The 1,996-nt window shown below is 52.2% G+C and carries 1 rRNA gene; it reads left to right on the top strand.

The features are described from left to right. Nucleotides 1–1,996, top strand: a 23S ribosomal RNA gene (locus LKD37_RS17410); the annotation flags it as partial.

Genomic DNA, 1,996 nt, shown 5'->3' with positions numbered 1-1,996 from the left:
CGAAACCGGGTGACCTAACCATGAGCAGGCTGAAGTGAGAGTAAAATCTCATGGAGGGCCGAACGCACGTTCGTTGCAATGACCGGCGATGACTTGTGGTTAGCGGAGAAATTCCAATCGAACTCGGAGATAGCTGGTTCTCCCCGAAATAGCTTTAGGGCTAGCGTTATCTTAGATTACCGGAGGTAAAGCACTGAATGGGCTAGGGGGCGATAAGCTTACTGAACCCTATCAAACTCAGAATGCCGGCTAATTGATGGATAGCAGTCAGACAGTGTGAGATAAGTTTCATTGTCAAAAGGGAAACAGCCCAGACCCACAGCTAAGGTCCCTAATGCATGCTAAGTGGAAAACGATGTGGAATTGCGAAAACAACCAGGATGTTGGCTTAGAAGCAGCCACTCATTAAAAGAGTGCGTAATAGCTCACTGGTCGAGTGACTCTGCGCGGAAAATATAACGGGGCTAAGCATGCAACCGAAGCTTGGGATTGTCAAAAGACAGTGGTAGGGGAGCGTCGTGTACGGGGTGAAGTCGCATCGGAAGGAGCGGTGGACTGTACACGAGTGAGAATGCCGGAATGAGTAGCGAGAATTATGTGGGAATCATAATGGCCGAAAATCTAAGGTTTCTTGGGGAAGGTTCGTCCGCCCAAGGTAAGCCGGGAGCTAAGGCGAGGCCGCAAGGCGTAGTCGATGCACATACGGTAAAGATTCCGTAGCCGCCGAACTTTAAGTCAGAGGGACACTTGCAGATAGCGGAACCCAGCCGTTGGTTGAGCTGGGCGAAAGGGACTGAATTTAGTAGGGAAGTCCGCGATGCTGAAAGGCGAGAAAAGCTCTGATGAATACTAAGGCGCCCGTACCGCAAACCGACACAGGTAGATGAGGAGAGAATCCTAAGGCCAACGGGAGAAGGGTTGTTAAGGAACTCGGCAAATTGACCCCGTAACTTCGGAAGAAGGGGAGCCCCGAAAGGGGCCGCAGTGAATAGGCCCAAGCAACTGTTTACCAAAAACACAGGTTTATGCTAAATCGAAAGATGACGTATATGAGCTGACGCCTGCCCGGTGCCGGAAGGTTAAGAGGAGAGCTTAGAGCAATCGAAGGTTTGAATTGAAGCCCCGGTAAACGGCGGCCGTAACTATAACGGTCCTAAGGTAGCGAAATTCCTTGTCAGGTAAGTTCTGACCCGCACGAATGGCGTAATGATTTGGGCACTGTCTCGACAGCCCGCCCGGCGAAATTGTAGTACTGGTGAAGATGCCAGTTACCCGCAACTAGACGGAAAGACCCCATGGAGCTTTACTGCAGTTTAATACTGGGAATCGGTAATGCATGTACAGGATAGGTGGGAGACTAGGAAGCATGGTCGTCAGGTCATGTGGAGTCACCGGTGGGATACCACTCTTGTATTGCTGATTTCCTAACCTGCGGCCGTGAATCCGGTCGGGGGACACTGTTAGACGGGCAGTTTGACTGGGGCGGTCGCCTCCAAAAGAGTAACGGAGGCGCTCAAAGGTTCGTTCAGCACGGACGGAAATCGTGCATTGAGTGTAAACGCATAAACGAGCCTAACTGCGAGACCGACGGGTCGAGCAGTAACGAAAGTTGGAGTTAGTGATCCGGTGGTATGTGAGTGGAAATGCCATCGCTCAACGGATAAAAGCTACCCTGGGGATAACAGGCTGATCTCCCCCAAGCGTCCACAGCGACGGGGAGGTTTGGCACCTCGATGTCGGCTCGTCGCATCCTGGGGCTGTATTCGGTCCCAAGGGTTTGGCTGTTCGCCAATTAAAGCGGCACGCGAGCTGGGTTCAGAACGTCGTGAGACAGTTCGGTCCCTATCTGTTGCGGGCGTAAGAGATTTGAAGGGAGCTGTCCTTAGTACGAGAGGACCGGGATGGACGTACCTCTGGTGCACCAGTTGTCCTGCCAAGGGCATAGCTGGGTAGCTATGTACGGACGAGATAAACGCTGAAAGCATCTAAGCGTGAA

Source organism: Brotocaccenecus cirricatena (assembly GCF_020687045.1).
GTDB lineage: Bacteria > Bacillota > Clostridia > Oscillospirales > Oscillospiraceae > Vescimonas > Vescimonas cirricatena.
The sequence above is the reverse complement of the archived record's forward strand: the minus strand, read 5'-3'. Positions and strand labels throughout refer to the sequence as shown.